At 71.3% G+C, this 15,820-nt stretch carries 18 protein-coding genes; 13 read left to right on the top strand and 5 right to left on the bottom strand.

What is annotated here, in order from left to right; genetic code table 11:
* Positions 1-2 precede the first annotated feature (2 nt).
* Positions 3-908 (top strand): Gfo/Idh/MocA family protein, encoded by a 906-nt coding sequence (locus tag OG514_RS38165; protein ID WP_266902898.1) that lies wholly within the window; start codon positions 3-5, stop codon positions 906-908.
* Here the strand turns inward: OG514_RS38165 and lnt are convergent.
* Positions 832-2,565 carry an apolipoprotein N-acyltransferase gene (gene lnt, locus OG514_RS38160; RefSeq protein WP_266902896.1) on the bottom strand — a complete coding sequence of 578 codons (1,734 nt, stop codon included), beginning with the start codon at positions 2,563-2,565 and terminating at the stop codon, positions 832-834. The genes OG514_RS38165 and lnt overlap by 77 nt on opposite strands.
* A 69-nt stretch (positions 2,566-2,634) precedes the next feature.
* Positions 2,635-3,081, bottom strand: a complete 447-nt coding sequence (locus OG514_RS38155) for a nuclear transport factor 2 family protein (protein ID WP_266902894.1) — start codon at positions 3,079-3,081, stop codon at positions 2,635-2,637.
* Positions 3,082-3,162: 81 nt separating this feature from the next.
* Here OG514_RS38155 and OG514_RS38150 point away from each other — a divergent pair, with 81 nt between their 5' ends.
* The 6 genes from OG514_RS38150 (at position 3,163) to OG514_RS38125 (ending at position 9,885) form a co-directional block, all read left to right on the top strand.
* Entirely contained in the window at positions 3,163-3,756 is a 594-nt protein-coding gene (locus tag OG514_RS38150) for a flavin reductase family protein (protein ID WP_266902892.1), read from the top strand.
* A gap of 403 nt (positions 3,757-4,159) precedes the next feature.
* A complete protein-coding gene (locus OG514_RS38145) occupies positions 4,160-6,007 on the top strand; it encodes a M6 family metalloprotease domain-containing protein (RefSeq protein ID WP_266902890.1) in 1,848 nt (615 codons plus the stop codon).
* Positions 6,004-6,840, top strand: a complete 837-nt coding sequence (locus OG514_RS38140; protein ID WP_266902888.1) for a hypothetical protein — start codon at positions 6,004-6,006, stop codon at positions 6,838-6,840. Before OG514_RS38145 ends, OG514_RS38140 begins: the two co-directional genes overlap by 4 nt.
* Positions 6,837-7,754, top strand: coding sequence for a RimK family alpha-L-glutamate ligase (locus OG514_RS38135; RefSeq protein ID WP_266902886.1), 918 nt, complete (start codon positions 6,837-6,839; stop codon positions 7,752-7,754). The genes OG514_RS38140 and OG514_RS38135 overlap by 4 nt, the downstream gene beginning before the upstream one ends.
* 4 nt (positions 7,755-7,758) lie before the next feature.
* A complete protein-coding gene (locus OG514_RS38130; protein WP_266902884.1) occupies positions 7,759-8,067 on the top strand; it encodes a hypothetical protein in 309 nt (102 codons plus the stop codon).
* Positions 8,068-8,238: 171 nt separating this feature from the next.
* Positions 8,239-9,885 (top strand): IS1182 family transposase, encoded by a 1,647-nt coding sequence (locus tag OG514_RS38125; protein WP_266902882.1) that lies wholly within the window; start codon positions 8,239-8,241, stop codon positions 9,883-9,885.
* A 58-nt stretch (positions 9,886-9,943) separates the two neighbouring features.
* On the opposite strand, the gene OG514_RS38120 is transcribed toward OG514_RS38125, so the two are convergent.
* The gene (locus tag OG514_RS38120) at positions 9,944-10,318 is read right to left on the bottom strand and encodes an NUDIX hydrolase (RefSeq protein ID WP_266902880.1); all 375 of its coding nucleotides are present in this window, start codon (positions 10,316-10,318) and stop codon (positions 9,944-9,946) included.
* Positions 10,319-10,509: 191 nt separating this feature from the next.
* Here OG514_RS38120 and OG514_RS38115 point away from each other — a divergent pair, with 191 nt between their 5' ends.
* Entirely contained in the window at positions 10,510-11,073 is a 564-nt protein-coding gene (locus OG514_RS38115; protein WP_125743822.1) for a GNAT family N-acetyltransferase, read from the top strand.
* 141 nt (positions 11,074-11,214) lie between these two features.
* Here OG514_RS38115 and OG514_RS38110 read toward each other — a convergent pair whose 3' ends face one another.
* Positions 11,215-13,116: a hypothetical protein gene (locus tag OG514_RS38110; protein WP_266902874.1), complete on the bottom strand. Its 1,902-nt coding sequence runs from the start codon at positions 13,114-13,116 to the stop codon at positions 11,215-11,217.
* Between the two features lie 164 nt (positions 13,117-13,280).
* Positions 13,281-13,553, bottom strand: a complete 273-nt coding sequence (locus tag OG514_RS38105; protein ID WP_266902872.1) for a helix-turn-helix transcriptional regulator — start codon at positions 13,551-13,553, stop codon at positions 13,281-13,283.
* A gap of 6 nt (positions 13,554-13,559) precedes the next feature.
* Between OG514_RS38105 and OG514_RS38100 the strand changes: the two genes are divergently transcribed.
* The 5 genes from OG514_RS38100 to OG514_RS38080 all read left to right on the top strand — a co-directional run bounded on the left by OG514_RS38100 (position 13,560) and on the right by OG514_RS38080 (position 15,797).
* Complete coding sequence (locus OG514_RS38100; RefSeq protein WP_266902870.1) at positions 13,560-13,715, top strand: hypothetical protein; 156 nt, start codon at positions 13,560-13,562, stop codon at positions 13,713-13,715.
* Positions 13,716-13,984: 269 nt separating this feature from the next.
* On the top strand, positions 13,985-14,251 hold the full coding sequence (locus tag OG514_RS38095) for a hypothetical protein (protein WP_266902868.1): 267 nt from the start codon (positions 13,985-13,987) through the stop codon (positions 14,249-14,251).
* On the top strand, positions 14,251-15,174 hold the full coding sequence (locus tag OG514_RS38090; RefSeq protein WP_266902866.1) for an N-acetylmuramoyl-L-alanine amidase: 924 nt from the start codon (positions 14,251-14,253) through the stop codon (positions 15,172-15,174). The genes OG514_RS38095 and OG514_RS38090 overlap by 1 nt, the downstream gene beginning before the upstream one ends.
* Before the next feature lie 14 nt (positions 15,175-15,188).
* Positions 15,189-15,425: a holin gene (locus OG514_RS38085; protein ID WP_266902864.1), complete on the top strand. Its 237-nt coding sequence runs from the start codon at positions 15,189-15,191 to the stop codon at positions 15,423-15,425.
* A gap of 33 nt (positions 15,426-15,458) precedes the next feature.
* A complete protein-coding gene (locus OG514_RS38080; protein WP_266902862.1) occupies positions 15,459-15,797 on the top strand; it encodes a hypothetical protein in 339 nt (112 codons plus the stop codon).
* Positions 15,798-15,820 lie beyond the last annotated feature (23 nt).

The following is a 15,820-nucleotide window of genomic DNA, read 5'->3' as shown; positions in this document are numbered from 1 at the left end:
CCGTGAAGGTTGGCTGCATCGGACTCGGCGACATCGCGCAGAAGGCCTACCTTCCGGTCCTCGCCACCCTCCCCGGGGTCGAAGTACACCTCCAGACCCGCACCCGGGCGACCCTCGACCGAGTCGCCGACAGCCTCCACCTGCCCGCCGCGCAGCGCCACGGCGACCTCGACTCGCTGCTCTCCGCCGGACTCGACGCGGCCTTCGTCCACGCGCCGACCGCCGCCCACGCCGAGATCGCCGGCCGCCTCATCGACGCGGGCGTCCCCACGTACGTCGACAAGCCCCTCGCGTACGAGTACGCCGACTGCGAGCGGATCGTGGAACTGGCAGAGAAGCGCTCGGTCAGCCTCGCCGTCGGCTTCAACCGGCGCCTCGCCCCCAGCTACGCCCAGTGCGTCGAGCACCCGCGCGAGCTGATCCTCCTGCAGAAGAACCGCGTCGGCCTGCCCGAAGACCCGCGCACCCTCGTGTTCGACGACTTCATCCACGTCGTCGACACCCTGCGGTTCCTGCTCCCCGGCGACATCGAGCACGTCGACGTGCGCGCCCGGATCCGCGAAGGGCTCATGCACCACGTCGTGCTCCAGCTCTCGGGCGACGGCTTCACCGCCATCGGCATGATGAACCGGATGAACGGTTCCACCGAGGAGATCCTCGAAGTCTCGGGGCAGGACACCAAGCGCCAGGTCCTCAACCTCTCCGACGTCGTCGACCACAAGGGCCAGCCGACCCTGCGGAAGCGCGGCGACTGGGTGCCGGTGGCCCGCCAGCGCGGGATCGAGCAGGCCGTACTGGCCTTCCTCGACGCCGTACGCGACGGGCGGATGCTCAGCGCGCGCGACGCCCTGCTGACCCACGAGCTGTGCGAGCGCGTCGTGCGCGAGGCGCTGACCCAGGCCTCCTGAGCGCGCCCGCGCCCTCGGCGGCGCACACCGCGCCCACCACGGCGAGCGCCCCGTACAACGGCCAGTCGCCCCACCGGACGTAGCCGGTCGTCGAAGAGGAGAGCGGCAGGTCCCGGACGGCGACGGCGCTCGCGTCCGTGCCGAGCACGGGCCCGATCCGGCGCCCGTCGGGGCCGTACGCCGCGCTGACCCCGGTCAGCGTCGCGTGGACGACGGGGCGCCCGGTCTCCGCCGCCCGCAGCGCCGCGAGGGACGCGTGCTGGGCGGGCGCCCAGCTCTCCTGGAAGGTGCTGGTCGACGACTGGACGACCAGGAGCCCGGCACCGCCCCGGACAAGGTGCCGGCTCATGTCGGGGAAGGCGGACTCGAAGCAGATCAGCGGGCCGATCCGCAGGGCCGGGGTGGTGGCGTCGCCCGTGCCGGGCAGTGTCATCACGACCGGTGCGGTGCCCCGCCGACGGTCCTCGTCGGCGGCCTTGCCGAACGACGCCACCCAGCCCAGGACGCCGCGTGCCGGCACGTACTCGCCGAACGGCACGAGCCGCATCTTGTCGTAACGCTCGCCCGTGAGCCCCTCGGGACCGACCAGGACGGCGCTCTTGAAGATGCCCGGGCGGTCGGCCCGGCGGGCGTCCACATTGACCAGGAGCGGCGCGTCGACCGCCCGCGACAGGGCGGTGAGCCGGGCGGCGAGGTCGGGACGGCCCGCCGGATCGGCCCCCACCCCGCTCTCTCCCCAGACCACCAGGTCGACGTGCTGCCCGACGAGCGAGCGGGTCAGTTCCTCGGCACGGTCGAACCGCTGCTCCGCCCCGTCGGGACCGTCGAAGACCCCCGGCTGTACGAGGGCCACCCGCACCGTTCCGGTCACGCCCGGCGCCCCGACCCCCCAAGCGACCGTGCCCGCCACGAGCGCGCAGGCCGCGATCCCCGCGACCCCGACCGTACGCGCCCCCGGCGCGGCCACGAGCAGCGTCACCGCCGTGTTCGCCGCCACCACGAGCAGCGTCACCAGCCAGACCCCGCCCACCGAGGCGAGCCGCAGCGCCGCCGGAACCTCCCACTGGCTGGCCCCGAGCAGCCCCCACGGGCCGCCCAGACCCTCCCAGGAACGGACCAGCTCGATCAGCAGCCAGCCGGACGGCACCGCGAGCAGGGCGACGCCGGCCCGCAGCGCCGACGGCGCACCACCGAGCAGGAACCGTACGAGCCACCCCCACGGCAGCCACAGCAGGCCGAGCAGCGCCGCGATCGGCAGGAGGAAGACGTGCAGGCTGGGCAGCAGCCAGTGATGGACGGCGAGCACGAAACCGATCCCGCCCAGCCAGCCGTCCAGGGCGGCACGGCGCGCGCCCGGAGCCGTACGGATGAGGAGAAGCCAGGGGACGAGCGCCAGGTACGCCCACCACCAGAGTCCGGGGGCGGGAAAGGCGAGCGCGGGCAGCGCGCCGCAGGCGAGGGCGAGGAGGGAGCGGCCGAAGGCACGCCGACGGGCGGGCCCACGGGCCGTCCGGCCGGGGCCGTGTTCCGGGGGCCGGTTCTCCCCCTCCTGGTCCGGGGTCCGGCCCCCGCCCTGGTCCGGGTGCTGGTCCCTTTCATCGTCCGGGGACCGGTCCCCGTCCTGGTCCCGCTCCCGGTGCACGAACGGAATTCGCATGACATGCCTCCGCCCTTGCCTTCAGTGTCGGGTGTGACCGGGTTCGGCGCGGCTCGGGCGGAGCGCCGCTCAGTTGTGTCGGCGCCACCGTTCGTCGACGACCACCGAGCTCAGCCGCCAGCCGTCGGCGGTCCGCAGCGCCCCGAACGCGTAGCGTCCCCCGCAGACGAAGTCCTCGCCGGACGTGAACCGCATCGGGTTGACGTAGTCGGCGCGGATGTCCGCCGCGTCGCCGGTCTGCGGGTAGCCGGCGGGGTCACGGAAGAGGACCCGCCGGTTCACGATGAGGTGCTGGCGTACGGGAAACAGCGTCATCGCCTCGGCGAGCCAGTCGGCCACCTCGGCCGCCGGGCCCTCGACGCCGCCCGAGCCCCGGTAGTCGGCCCGGCCCTCCGGGGCGAACAGCTCCCGGTAGGCGGTCCAGTCGGCGTCGTCCACGGCCGCCGCGTACCCGGTGATCAGGTCGTCGACGGCGAGTCGGTCCATCACGGTCGCGAGGTCCACGCGCTGCGTCATCGGATCAGTGTCGGGCAGGCCGCGCCAGGGGCCAAGGGGCGTGCGCGCGGTGACTTCCCGTACCCGGTCATACTGTCGGGCATGCGCGTGAACATCGATCCCGAACTGAGCGACCGCACCTCCTTCTACCGGCTGCTCACCGCCACCGTCGTGCCCCGGCCGATCGCCTGGGTCTCCACGTCCTCGGCCGACGGGACGGACAACCTGGCCCCGCACTCCTTCTTCACCATCGCCTCGGTCACGCCGCCGGTCGTGCAGTTCACGTCGGTCGGCCGCAAGGACTCGCTGCGGAACGTGGAGGAGACGGGGGAGTTCGTGGTCAACCTCGCTCCCGAGGGGCTCTTCGAGCAGATCAACGCGACGGCGACGGACTTCCCGCGCGGGGTCAGCGAGTTCGACGCCTGTGGCGTCGAGCGCGAGCCGAGCCTGCGGGTGAAGCCGCCGCGCGTGGCCGGGTCGCCGGTGGCGCTCGAGTGCGAGCTGCACAGCACGCTGCGGATCGGCGACTCGACGGTCGTCTTCGGCCGGGTCGTGCACGCGGCGGTCGACGAGTCGGTCATGCTCGACGGCCACCCCGAGATGGCGCTGATGCGCCCCCTGACCAGGCTCGGCAAGAACGAGTGGGGCACCCTGGGCGGCATCAAGGAGATCGCCCGCGTGCCCTACCAGGGCTGAGGGGCCGAAGCCGGGGCCGACCTCGGCCGGCGAAGCGGGCCTGCGCCGGCCGGGCCCGGGCAGCAGGTTTGACGGCCGCGAGGGCTTCGGCGAGAGCGCTCGCGGGGCGCTGCCGTTCGAGTTCTGCGACTGGCCGCGGCTCGCGGACGCGTTCATGGCGGAGCTCGGCCTGCGTCTCGGGCACCGTACGGCCTGGCATGCGGGCGCGTTCTGAGCGGTAGCCCTCGACGATCTCGCTCGGCGCGTGGGGGCGCCAGGGCGCACATTGGCGCGTTCTCGTGCGCGGCGTGCGCCGCCCAGGAGAGCGCATATGTCGATGGCTCGTTCGTCCAGCGCGCACCCGAAGCCGGCCAGGCCTACCTTGGCTACGGTAAGCAACACGTCATCACTCCATGGAGTCGACATGGCCGACCGTGCCGCCGTCTCTTCCTCGTTCTGCGCCGTCGCCCCCAGCCCGGAACTGCGCCGACGCATGCTGGACGAACTCGACCAAGTACGCGGTGCTCCGGGCGAGCTCACGAACCTGCTCGGTTTCACGGGCACGCCCACACCCCTGGGCTTCGACGACGGAACGATCTTCCCGCCGGAGGAGTTTCCGCCGGGCACCTCCCGAGCCACCATCAGCGCGGCGGCGGCCGACCGGGCGCCGCTGCGCGGCACCATCAGGGCGGTCGTCGTCCTGGTCGACTTCTCGGACAAGCCGATGACGAAGACGGCGGGAGACCTCGACAAGCTGTTCTTCTCGCTCGGCGCGATGCCGCACGGCAGCGTGCGCGAGTACTACCGCGAGGTCACGAACGGCCTGGTGGACCTCGTGGGCGAGGTCCACGGCCCGTACCGCATGCCCGAGACCATGGACTGGTACGCGGCCGGCAACTACGGCATCGCCAGGCCCAGCGGGCCGTTCCGGTCACCGTTCATGGCGAAGTCCGCCGTGGAGGCCGCGGACCCGAGCGTGAACTTCGCGCCGTTCGACAACGACGGGAACGGCTACGTCGACGCCTTCATCGTGGTGCACGCCGGGCCCGCCGCCGACGAGACCGGAAACCCGAACCACATCTGGTCGCACAAGTCGACCCTGCCCACCGTGCACCCGACCGACGGCACCAAGGTCTTCGGCTATCTGACCATCTCCGAGGACGCGAAGATCGGCGTCTGCGCGCACGAACTCGGACATCTGCTCTTCGGCTTCCCCGACCTCTACGACACGGACGACAGCTCGGAGGGCGTCGGATCGTGGTGCCTGATGGGAGCCGGCTCCTGGGGCGGAGGCGGAGACATCCCCACGCACCCGTCCGCCTGGTGCAAGGTCAACCAAGGCTGGGCCACGACCAAGGTCGTCACCGCCGGCGGCAGTGAGTCCTTCCCGGACGTCAAATCCAGCCAGACCGTCCACCGGCTCTGGAAGAACGGTGCGGGCGGCAGCGAGTACTTCCTCCTGGAGAACCGCCAGCGGACCGGGTACGACGTCTCGCTTCCGGGAGACGGGCTGCTGATCTGGCACATCGACGAGAACCAGCCGAACAACCGGGACGAGAACCGCTACAAGGTCGGCCTGGTGCAGGCCGACAACAAGCGCAACCTCGAACTGAACCAGAACCGTGGCGACGACGGCGATCCGTACCCCGGGAGCAGCGGCAACACCACGTTCACCTCCTCCAGCGCACCTCACTCCAAATCTCACGCGGGCGCCAGTTCCTGTGTCTCCGTCACCCGGATCTCACCGTCGGCGGTCACCATGACGGCCGAGGTGTCGGTCTCCTGCGGAAAGTCCCCGATCAAGGAGATCAAGGATCGCAAGGAGATCAAGGAACCGTTCAAGGAGGCGAAGGAACGGTCCAAGGAGCTGAAGGACCTCAAGGACCACAAGGAGGACGTGGAGGTGAAGACCAAGGAGCCGTTCAAGGAGCACAAGGACCTGAAGGACCGGAGGGAGCACAAGACGCCGCACAAGGAGATCAAGGACGACTGGGACAACCCTCCGGACGTGACGACGCGACTGACCGGCGGGGAGGGCGACCCCACCGCCGCCGCCATCGTGGACCTGCAGACCCGGCTCGCCGCGCTGGAGCAGACCCTGGGCGGGGCCGGCGGCGCGGGCGACCCCGCCGAGCCGTTCATCGGCACCGAACTGCGGCCCGACCTGATCGGCGGACCGCAGTACGGACCGGGCGCCGACACGCTGCGGGAAGCCGTCGAGGCCGGCGACGCGCAGGCCAAGCGGTCGTACGACAGCCTCCCCCAGCAGTGAGCGGAACCCTCCTGCTCCTGGCCGCACCCGGTGACGGCGGCGCGGCGGCAGTCGCCCGCGCGCTGTCGCCCCGGGCCGGCCCCGGAGGCGTCCTGACCCTCACACCCGCCGACCTCGCCCGCGCCCGGTGGAGCCACCGGGTGAACGGTGCCGGAGAGGCGTCCACCCGGATCACCCTGCCCACCGGGCAGGTGCTCGACGACGGGACCATCGGCGCGGCGCTGCTCCGCCTGCCGGGCCTGCCGCTCGCCGCGGGTGCCGAGAACGGCCCCCGCGCCAAGGACGCCCTGTACGCACACAGCGAGCGGCAGGCCCTGGTCGCCAGCTGGCTGCTCTCCCTCGCGCCCCGGGTGATCGGCCTGATCAGCGCGTACGGAACCGCCCACGGGGCTGTCTCACGGACGACGGCCCTCGTCCACGCCGAACAGTGCGGTCTGCCGGTGGCCCGGCGGGGCGGGGCGACGCGCGGCGGCCTGGTGGGCCGGCCCGCTCCCGGGGAACGGCACGTGCCGCGCCTCGCGTGGCCGGGCGGCCCCGGATCGCCGGTCCCGGTCGACGTGCTGCCGGATGCGCCGACGGCGTACCACGACAGTCTGCTCGTCGCCGGGGACCGCGTGATCGGTCCCCGGGCCGGTGACTACGGCGAGCGCTGCCGACGCCTCGCCGACGCGCTCGGCACACGGCACTTCGAGCTCCGGTTTGCGCCCGGCGCGACCGGCGCCGTCGTGACGGACGTGCACCTCTGCCCGCGCCTGGACGACCCGCTGCACGTCGAGGCCACCGCCTCCTTCATGGTGGCCGTCGCCGAACAGCCCACGAGGAGGCCCGAGTGATCCTGTTCTTCGGCCGTACGGACGACCCGCCCCTCACCCGCGCGATCAACGCCGCCCGCGACGCCGACCTGCGGCACCTGGTGATCGACCAGGCCCGCACCGCCCGGTACGACCTCGTCGTCGGAACGGACGAGCTGGACGCCCGGTTGACCGTGGAGGGGATGAGGGTCCCGCTCGGCGACGTGTCGGCCGTGTACGCCCGCCCGCTGGAGCCGCCCGCCGACGGGGACCCGGCGGCCCGGGCGAGGGCGGCGGCGTTCCAGGAGTGGTTCGTCGGCTGGCTCGACACGACCCCGGCCGTCGTGGTCAGTCGGCCCCGCGCGATGGAGTCCAACTCCTCCAAGCCGTACCAGGCCCAGCTCATCGGGCGCTCCGGCTTCGCCGTACCGGAGACCCTGGTCAGCGACGACCCCGACGAGATCCTCGCGTTCCGCGCCCTGCACGGCCGGATCGTCTACAAGTCGGTCAGCGGCATCCGCTCCATCGTCAGGGAGTTCACCGACGCCGACGAGAGCCGCCTCGCCCTCGTCCGCGGACTCCCGACGCAGTTCCAGGCCTACGTGCCGGGGCAGGACGTACGCGTCCACGTCGTCGGCGAGGAAACCCATGCCGCGGCTGTCGACAGCGACGCGATCGACTACCGCTACGCCGATCAGAGCGGGGAGTCCGCCCTGCTCGCCCCGCACGACCTGCCCCCGGACACGGCCCGGCGCTGCGTGCAGCTCGCGGCCTCGCTCGGCCTGCCGCTCGCCGGCATCGACCTGCGCCGCACACCCGACGGCGCGTGGGTGTGCTTCGAGGTCAATCCCATGCCGGCCTACAGCTACTACGAGGCGCACACCGGCCTGCCCATCTCCTCGGCGCTCGTCGCGTACCTCGACGGCCGGAGGGCCGCAGCCCCCGTGGGGGTGTGAACACGTGGTCCAGGCCGTCGAGAACCTCACCGCACTCACCCTCCGGCTCCTCGCCCGGACGGCCCACCCACGACTCGACGAGTGGGACCTCGCCACCTGCCAGGTACTCGCCTCTCTCCCCGTACCGGGCATGGCCGACCTGATCTCCCCCAACCTCACGGGCTCCCGGCTGAGTCTCGGCATCCGGCGCGAGCTGCTCCAGGACGTGGTGCTCGGGGCGACCCTCCACCTCCGGGCGAGACTCGGCTCCTCGGGTGACGTCCTGGCGGAACCCCACCCGGCCACCGGCGACTTCCGGGTCGAGCGGCCCTGACCGGTTACGGGGTGTCGGCCGGGTCCGGACCGATCCGGACCCGGCCGCCCGCGCAGAAGGGCCCGCACAGCTGATGCTGACGCTGTTGGCGAATCCGAGCCCTGCGCGTGACGTCGGCCTTCATGACCTGGTTGTGGTCGTGAAGGCCGACGTTTCTTGGGGAGGGCGTCCGTGTCGTTGCGCGTGGAGGAGCCGGGGGAGATTCCCGCCGGGACGGTTCGGGTGGCCCGAAGGGCGTTTCCCGGAGGGAGTCTGGCGATCCGGGTCCGGGACGAGCTGGGGGTGTTGTTCCGGGACGAGGACTTCGCCATGGCGTTTCCGCGCAGAGGGAAGCCCGCGTGGTCGCCAGGCCGGCTGGCGTTGGTGGTGGTGCTTCAGTTCGTGGAGGGGCTGACCGACCGCCAGGCGGCCGAGGCGGTCAGGGCCCGGATCGACTGGAAGTACGACCTCGGCCTCGAACTGGAGGACCCGGGGTTCGACTACTCGGTCCTGTCGGAGTTCCGGGACCGGCTGGTGGCCTGCGACGCGGGCCGGGGCCTGCTGGACGCGGTCCTGGCGGCGGCCCAGGACCGCGGGCTGCTCAAGAGCGGCAGGCGGGCCCGCACCGACTCCACGCATGCGCAGTCGGCGGCCCGTGATCTGAGCTGGCCGGAGCTGGTCGGCGAGACGCTGCGGTCGGCTCTGAACGCGGCCGCCGCGACCGCGCCCTCATGGCTCGGCTCTGTCGCACTCCCCGAATGGTTCGAGCACTACGGAACCCCATTGCAGGAGTCCCGTTTCCCCAAGAGCCGCACGAAACGCGCCGAGGTTGGGGAACGGATCGGCGCGGACGGCATGCTCCTGCTCCAGGCCGCATGGTCGGACCAGGCGCCGCTGGAGGTGCGATCACTCGAAGCCGTGGAGCTTCTGCGGCGGGTGTGGGTGCAGCACTTCGAGGTCGTCGAGGAGGCGGTGCGGCGCCGGGGCCCAAAAGACATTCCGCCGGGGGCGATGCGGATAGTCACCCCGCATGACCCGCAGGCCCGGGGCAGCGTCAAACGCGACATCGTCTGGAACGGATACAAGGTCCACTTCACCGAGACCTGCGAACCCGATGCCCCGAACCTGCTCACTCAGGTGATCACGACGGTCGCCCCGGTGCCCGACAACCGAATGGCCAAGGTCATCCACGCGCGTCTCGCCGAGACCGGACGGCTGCCCGCCGAGCACTGGGTGGACGCCGGATACGTCAGCGCCGGCGCGCTGGCGGCGGCCCGCCGTGACCACGGCGTCGACCTCCACGGCCCGCTGGCCGGGAACACCACCGCCCAGGCATCCGGCGCCTACGGACAGGACGCCTTCACCATCGACTGGGAGAACAAGCAGGTCACCTGCCCCAACGGGGTCACCAGCACCCAGTGGCGCAACGGGCAGTCACAAGAGGGACTGTCCGTCATCCGGGTCCGGTTCTCCCCGGCCGACTGCCGCGTCTGTCCCGTCCTGCGGAACTGCGTGAGCTCGCCGAAAGCCGAGCGACGCGAGATCAGCCTGCGTCACCGGGACGAGTACGAAGCAGCCCGCGAGGCCAGAGCTCGACAACAGACAGACGAGTGGAAGAAGCGCTACCAGGTCCGCGCCGGGATCGAGGGAACCTTCTCCCAGGGCGTCCTCGCCTTCGGCCTGCGCAGGTCCCGCTATCGCGGCGTGGCAAAGACCAGCCTCCAGCACCAGCTGACCGGCGCGGCCATCAACCTGACCCGCATCGACGCCTGGCTCACCTCGACACCCCGAGCCCGCACCCGAACCTCCCACCTGGCAGCACTTCGCCCCGCTGGATAACCAGCGGGGCTGTCTTCGACGGTATGTTTTGGGGGCTAGCGCAAGTTCTGTGGTCTGGTCACATTCCGTAGGATCGGAAGGGCCGCGACGCGACCCACGCCGCATGCCGGCGCATCCAGGCCGGGTCGCCGGGGAACCAGCTGTCCCACTCCTCCTCCAGGCTCACCCATGTCACCGGCTGCCCGTCCTCCGGGACGAGCGGCACTTCGACATCGACGACTGCGGCGTATGACAGTCCGAACGTCACCGGAGCGCCAGGCCGATAGGAACGGACGGTCGCCAGAGCGGGCTCCCGAAGCAGTTCCGCCCGAAGGCCGGTCTCTTCAAGAAGCTCGCGCCCTGCGGCCTCCCGAGGAGTCTCGCCCGGTTCCACCCGCCCACCGGGCCCCCCGCGCGGGTTCGCGGAATCTCGGATGGTGTGAGTGGGGAACACGCGCGTCAGCCTCCGCAGGGTAGTCGGGTGGGCGGTGGGTTCCTTGGTGGTCGACTCCGGAAGTCCTTCGGGGGTTGATCAAGCCACCGGGGTGACGGAGGATTCTTCTTGTTGTTAACGGAGCGCTTGTTCTTTCATCTTTCGGGCTCGAAACTGTGCGCTGGCAAAAACGGGGTGACAGGGCCTCCGTGATGGGCGAGACTCCGGCCGTGCGTGATCACCTAGAGACATCGTCCGGCCTGCTGCTGCGTCGATGGGCCGGGCTGGATGCCCGCCCCGTGATGAGTGCGTTCGCAGATCCTTTGATGCGCGGGCAGTCTGAAGAGGCCATCGACTCGGAGGACGCTGCGGACCAGTGGATTTCGCGATGGGCAGAGCGATGGGACACAGGCTCGGCCTTCGGCTTCGCCGTGGTTGACGGCCATGGGGTCGTACTCGGAAATGTCGCTGTTGGTGCCATCGATCGACGCCATGACATTGGGTGGGTCTCATACTGGACGACGGCCGCAGCCCGCGGGCGGGGTGTCGCTTCACAGGCGTGCCGTGCTCTGGCGCGGTGGGCGTTCGATGACGCTGAGCTGTTCCGACTCGAGCTGGGGCACCGGGTCAACAACCCTGCGTCCTGCCGGGTCGCTACCGCCTCCGGCTTCGCGGTAGAAGGGCTCCAACGGCAGAAGCTCAAGTATGACGACGTGCGCTATGACGTCGAACTCCACGCAAGGCTGGCAAGCGACACAGAAACACCACTCCGGTAGCGATTCAGTGAGGTGCACCTCCGGTTGCCCCCGAAGCCCTCGGCTACGAGGGCGCGTCCTCAACGCCACCTGGCACAGGCACGGGAGCTTCTTCAGCGTCAACTCCCGAAGGACGTCCGGAGCCGACCACTTAGCTTGCCGTCACGGCAGCCGGTCGGGGCGTTTGTCCGGATGGGCGGCGTAGATGTAGGTCAGCGCGGTGTCGGCGGTGATGCTGAAGACGCGCATGAGGTGGACTGGATCGACGGTGACGCGGGCTTCGTCGAGGATGCGGGTGAGTTCGCGTTGGCCGACCGCATGGATCGCGACGAGAGCCACGGCCAGGCGATCAGCGGCTCCGTTCGCGCGGTCGATGAGCCCGGCGACCATGTCGCTGGGGATCGTGCGCGGCGGCCGTGTGGGGCCGTGAGGGACGACGATGCCGCGGGTGGGGTCGCGAAAGATGGTCTTGTTGCGCTTGAGCGTGCGGAAGATGCTGCGTAGCGCGATCCCCATGTGGCGTGCCGCCTCGCCCACTTGGGCTTCGATTGCGGCGTCGACGTCGGCCGGGGTCACCTCGCGCAGTGTTCGGTAGCGTCGCCCCCACTCGACCAGGGCCGGGTGGGCGTAGGTGAGGGAGTTCCGGATCGTGGCGTAGCGGGCGTGGGGCCGGCCGTTGCGGCCTTCCCTTCGCAGCAGCACGACCCACTCTTCGATCTCCGGGACGATGCTGGACGGCAGGCTGGCGATGATGCGGTGCGAGGCATGTTCACGTGGCTCGCTCTGGCGCGCGGTGTCGGGGATGACCAGGCCGTTGTCGGCCAAGAATCGCAGCACCCTGCGGGTCCGCAGCCCCCCTTCGTTGAGGAGCCTGATGTCCTGCTCGGGGATCGGGGCCGCGTTGCCGAGCCATCCGAACAAGATGCGCAGGGTCTTGGCTGCTGTGGAAAGGTTCTCGCTGCTCCAACCCTGCTCCTGGCCGTGGTGCTTGAACTGATCCAGCATGTTGGCTGCCCCCGACGACAAGGAGTAGCTCTCCAGCGTCGCTCGCGCGTTTGCCCACTCCCGCCGAACGCTGAACAGTTCGCCTTGTCCCGGTACGAGCAGGTGGGGCGAGAGGCCGACGGACGTGCGCGCGGCAATCAGCTCCCTGTCGGCGGGAGCCGAGGGCTCGGTGCGCCGCCAGCTCAGAGGGAAGGGACGTTCGGACAGCCCGACGACGCTGTCGGCGAGCCATAGCTGGCACCAGTCATAGTCGTGAGCATCGATGCCCTGCTCCTGGACGTGCAGCAGGCAGACGCGGCACCAGCCGTCGCGTATGGCCAGTGCAGGATGCTGACAGCGCGCACAGACGCCGGTGGAGTCAGGGCGGCTCAGTGCCCAAGCCCGGCAGGCCGCACACATCTCTGCGGTGCCGCCGAAGGCGCCGCAGAGCGCGCAGCTTCGCGGTTCGCGCCCCGCGACGACGGCTGGCCCGCGTGGAGCGGGACGCAGCTCGCAATCCGGGTCGAGCAGTCCTGAGCGACGCAGGGCCTCGGCGGCGGCGCCGGCGAACCGCGGCATGCAGGCGAGGACGGCGTCGTCGACCAGCGTCTTTCCCTCCGCCGCGGCCAACGCAAGGGCAAGCCGCACGACGTCGCGGGCGACCGGGAGCCACCACTGGGTGTAGCTGCGCTCTGCGATGAACTCGGCCAGCGCCGGCTCGACGGCGTCCAGGTCAAGGATCGGACGGTCACGGATCCGGCTCGCGAAGTCGATGCTGATACGGCTGCGGCACTCGAACAGGGCTATCTGCCCGGGAACGGCCGGCGGCAGCACACGTGGATCGTCGGCCACCGGATCGGGCCGCTGTGCCCGTGCCCACTTCGGGCGTTGGTAACGGCCGTCGGCGTGCTTCCGGTAGGGGCCGAACGGCTTCGCCCGACGCTTGGGCAGCCCCTGGAAGATCAGAGTGAGCTGCACCGGACGGGGGCTTGAGGTCGGACTGTAGTACCAGTCGGCGTCGGTGGCGACGACTTCCTCGACGCAGGGCCGGCACATGTCTTCCGGATTGACGAACCACACCCGGTCACAGCGTCGACAGGCGCATTCGCGACGATCCGGCTTCGACCTGGTCTGGTGGCACGGCGAGCAGTACGGCGGCTGCACCAGCCAGCCCCACCCCAGACAGCCGGAGCAGTTCCCTACGCGTCCCGGCCGCTTCGGACGCTTCGGCCGTGCCCCCATCCTCAGTTCGGCGGCAGTGATCGCGGCGAACGCCCGGCGCGAGGCACCGGACGCGCCGCACCGGAGCCCTCCGCGCCAACCGCCTTCTGCGTCTGCTCGACGTCGGCCGGCAGTTGCGCCTCGTGCGGCTCGGCCTCCAGGAGGTCTGAGACCTGGCAGCCCAGCGCGGCGCACATCCGATCCAGGTCATCCAGGCGCACCGTGACCGGCTTCCCACTCCACATCGCCGCGACCTTGCTCAGCGACGGGCTGAACCCGACCTGCCGGAACGCCACCAGAAGATGGGCCGCGGCGGCGCCTCCCGGGCGACGGCCGGCGTCGGCAACGTGCCGCGCGGCTACGGGGCCGGGGGCGGAGGGTCGATCTCCGCGAACGGTGCGGCCCAGGCCGGCCGCGCCGGGGAGCGCGGAATCGTGATCGTGGAGCTGTACGGATGAGCCGGCCGACCGCGCCCACGGACACCTCCGGACACCCCTGTCCGGGCGGTGTCCTCGACGTGTCCGCCGAGGTGTCCGCGCCCCCTGTCCGGCGGGCGCTGCCGATCGTGTGCGGACACCCCTGCCCGGACGGTGTCCGCACGGTGTCCGCGCAGGTCACCGCCCCTCTGCCTGTGTCCGAGGACACGAGGGCGGACACCTGTCCTCCCTCCCCTTGCCCGGTGTCCGGACCCTGTCCGGGCACCCCTGTCCGCGCCCTGGAGGTGCCCATGTCTCAACCACCCGCGTCCGTCGGACGGACCGTCCACTACGTGTCCCACGGCACTCCCGTGCGCAGCGACGGCTCCCAGGCCTTCCCGCCCGCGTGCCGGGCCGCGATCGTCACCGAGGTCGACCAGGACGACCCCGGCCGCGTCGGCCTGGTCGTGCTCAACCCCACCGGTCAGTTCTTCCACCCGCTCGCCGCCGGAGGCTCCGTGCACGCGGACGCGGCCGGGATGCTCGCCGGGTCCTGGCACTGGCCGGAGCGCGTCTGATGGCCGCGCCGATCGGAGCCGACCAGCTCCTCGCCGCGCTCCGGGGCGAGGGCCTCAAGGTCGTGGAGGTCGGGGCGTGGCGCACCAGGTCCCGGAACCACATGGGGCCGTGGGGCGCCGTCCACGGCGTGATGATCCACCACACCGTCACCCGGGGCACGGCGCACACGGTCGCCATGTGCCGGGACGGCTACTCGGGCTTGCCGGGGCCGCTGTGCCACGGGGTCATTGCGAAGGATGGCACGGTCCACCTGGTGGGTCACGGCCGGGCGAATCACGCCGGGTTGGGGGACCCCGACGTGCTGCGCGCCATCATCGCGGAGACCCGCCTCCCGAAGGACGACGAGGCCACGGTCGACGGCAACCGGGCGTTCTACGGGTTCGAGTGCGAGAACTTCGGCGACGGCGAGGACCCGTGGCCGGCGGTCCAACTGGACGCGATCGAGCGGGCGTCCGCCGCGCTGTGCCGGTTCCACAACTGGGGCGCCGGGTCCGTCCTCGGTCACCTGGAGTGGCAGCCGGGGAAGCCGGACCCGCGAGGCTTCACGATGCCATCCATGCGGGACCGGATCGCGGCCCGCCTCGGCCACCCCCTGCCGACCAAGCCCCTGCCCATCCCGTCCCGGCCGGTCGTCTCCCTGTCCAAGCTGGTCGCCGCCGCGCGTAGCAACCCCCGCTTGGTCGGCACGCCGGTCACCTACACCGGGGTCATCACCGTGGAGGCCGCCCTCGTGGACGAGGGCCTGCTGGCCAAGCGCCACCAGGACGGCCACTACGGCACCACCACGGTCACCGCGATGAGCGACTGGCAGGAGGAATGCGGCTTCCGTGGCCGTGAGCCCGGACAGCCGGCGGACGGCATCCCCGGCCGGGCCTCCCTCACGCGGCTCGCCGCGAAGCACTCCTTCACCATCATCGCCTGAGAAAGGACACGAACATGGCGAACGTTCCCGTAGAGAAGAAGGTCACCGCCGCCTCCGCCGCGGCCTACCTCGGTTCGACCGGCGTTCTGGCCGTCCTCGCCGCCGTCCAGGACCACGCCCGCCTCCTGGACCCGCTGCCCGACGCCCTGAGCCCGTTCGTCCTCGCCCTCGTGCCCACCCTCATTACCTTCGCCGCCGGCTGGCAGGCCAAGCACACCCCGCGCGGCGACGCGGCGACCTCCGGAGGGTGAGCATGGAGACCGGGCATCCCGGCCCTGGACACGGTGCTCCTGTGGGGCGGCGTCGCCTCCGTCGTCCTGGCCGTTGTCGCTGGCGTCTGGCGGGTCCTGCGGGGGCTGCTCCACCTCGGCGGCCGGGTCAACGAGTTCATGGACGACTGGGCCGGCGAGCCGGAGCGCCCGGGAGTGCCGGCTCGGCCTGGCGTCATGGAGCGCGTCAGCGGCATCGAGGAGCGGTTGAGCCGTGTCGAGCACGAGCTCTACCCCAACAGCGGCGGGTCGCTGCGGGATGCCGTCGACCTCGCGAACCAGCGGCTGGCCTGGCTGTGCCCGGACCATCCTGACGAGGAAGACGGCCCACCGGCCCCGCCCCTGACCTCGTGAACGGAGCGGCCGTCTACCGAGAG

The sequence above is a fragment of the Streptomyces sp. NBC_00572 genome (assembly GCF_026341815.1).
Classification (GTDB): Bacteria; Actinomycetota; Actinomycetes; order Streptomycetales; family Streptomycetaceae; genus Streptomyces.
Note: the sequence above shows the minus strand (reverse complement) of the source record. Positions and strands in the feature narration are given on the sequence as shown.